This window comes from Parabacteroides sp. FAFU027 (assembly GCF_022808675.1).
Lineage (GTDB): Bacteria > Bacteroidota > Bacteroidia > Bacteroidales > UBA7332 > CAXXIC01.
This window is the reverse complement of sequence record NZ_JAKZKV010000035.1, coordinates 1-1,774: the sequence shown is the minus strand read 5'-3', so window position 1 is coordinate 1,774 and position 1,774 is coordinate 1. Positions and strand designations below refer to the sequence as shown.

The 1,774-nt window shown below is 40.7% G+C and carries 2 protein-coding genes; both read right to left on the bottom strand.

Features of this window, described 5'->3' with window-relative positions; translation table 11 throughout:
* Positions 1-57: 57 nt before the first annotated feature.
* Complete coding sequence (locus MLE17_RS18840; RefSeq protein WP_243350314.1) at positions 58-813, bottom strand: DUF1670 domain-containing protein; 756 nt, start codon at positions 811-813, stop codon at positions 58-60.
* 14 nt (positions 814-827) lie between these two features.
* Positions 828-1,628, bottom strand: coding sequence for a DUF1670 domain-containing protein (locus MLE17_RS18835; RefSeq protein WP_243350313.1), 801 nt, complete (start codon positions 1,626-1,628; stop codon positions 828-830).
* Positions 1,629-1,774: the final 146 nt, after the last annotated feature.

The window sequence follows — 1,774 nt, the reverse complement described above, 5'->3', positions numbered from 1 at the left end:
CTCTATAAGTCCCCTTTAGATAATGTCATATGACAATACAAGGGGTAAGTAAGAAATTTATAGATCATTGACATTATTGTTTATTATAGATTGATATTCCTGGATTACGCGTTTTGCGATGTTCGTAGTAATATGGATGAAATCAATGTCTTTGCCATCGTCAAATAAAGTTTTGACACGGTGGTAATCTTTGATATAGTGATCAACTGCTTTCTGAGAGTGATTTGTCTCTCTGGCAACAATGTTGGTCGGTTTCTTTTCCACGACATGCTTATAGACAATTTGAGTCTTGTGTGTAATGGTAGAGCCCATATCATGTATTACTCCGGTATGAGGAAGTACAACATTGTTTTCTTTCTCATATTCTGCTCTTTGCGTTGACAACAACGGTGCTGTGGTGCTTAAAATCAGACTGAGATCTCTCATAGAAAGAATACCACCCTGGGCATACGCTTCTTTAATTAGCCATGCTATAACTTGTTTGCGTATTTCTTTGATTGGTGATTGTTTCTCAAAAAGTTTTATGTCTTCATTATGTACCAAAGTCAGAATCACCGGTTTATACCTGCGATTGGAAGAATCGGCCCTGGTGAATTTATCTAAAGCATTCCATAGCATTTGTCCGTGCTTTAAGCCGGAGGTTTGCTTTACATTTTGCTCAAATAGCTCAATCAGGGCATCAGCGATATTTTCCCTGACAACAGGGCCAAAGAAACCGGAGAACTCCCGGGCAAAGAAATTGACAATTGCGGGTTTAAGAAAGCGATCATGCGCAGTATGATACTTTCGTATCCCATCTGGTTTTCTAATCATTTGGAAGGAATCATTTAAAGTTGGACTTGAGTTTTTTTTAGCAGTTCATCCAATTCTTTCCTACGATGCTCAACGATCTCCAGATTCTGGTACAGGTCGTAATACTGCTGAGCCAGGCTGACAGAGATTTTGACCAAAAAAGCAATGGTCTTGATCTCATGGTTGTCTTTGGCCAGACAGACTACCCGACGAAATTTGTCTACGTAATTGGCTACAGCCTCTACGCTGTGGCTAGTTTGACGGGCAATCTCGGAATACTCCTTACCCAAAAGCCAGTGTTTGACAATCAACTCTCTATGCGTGATAGCTTTGCCCATATCTTTGATAGTAGAGCGTAAAGGCAAGACTATATCTTGTTGCTTTAACGCCTTAATATCGCGATTAATGGTACTCTCACCGCAGTTGAGTAACCTGTTCGCCAGGTCTTCGACAGTTAGTAATCCACCTTGTTGGAAAGCTTCGTTGCAGATGCGGATAAGACGATGTTGCCGGAGGGCAATTACACCGTTCTTTTCACGAACCAGAAGATCTTCTTCCCCCGAATCAAGGGTGAGCATTACGGTCTTCATCTGACATTCAGATAGCCTTTTCTTTGGTGAGTTTTCAATTCCAACAACTTCAAAGCAGATCTGTCCCGGTTTCATACTGGCTTGGTTGTCAAAAAAGGGTTGGTACGTTTTGTAAACCACATTCAGGATGGCTTTGGCCTCAAACATAGAGCAGTTCATGCCAGCTTGAAGTTCATTAATGAATTGCGTATCTAACTGTTTTTGCTTTAGACGATCCCATTTCTGGAGAGCTGAATTGTTAATCATAATCGTAGGATTAATAAACAAAACTTCTTAGCAGCAGCCTCACTCCGTTCAGGCTTCGCTACGCTCCGCCTTCACTTCGTGAGGCTGCTGCTAAGATTCCAAATATCATCTATTATAACAATAATTTCAAAGAACTTATCTTCTAT

Excerpts from the sequence above, each read along its gene's own strand:
- MLE17_RS18835 (WP_243350313.1), bottom strand. The coding sequence starts at position 1,628 with ATGATTAACAATTCAGCTCTCCAGAAATGGGATCGTCTAAAGCAAAAA.
- MLE17_RS18840 (WP_243350314.1), bottom strand. The coding sequence starts at position 813 with ATGATTAGAAAACCAGATGGGATACGAAAGTATCATACTGCGCATGAT.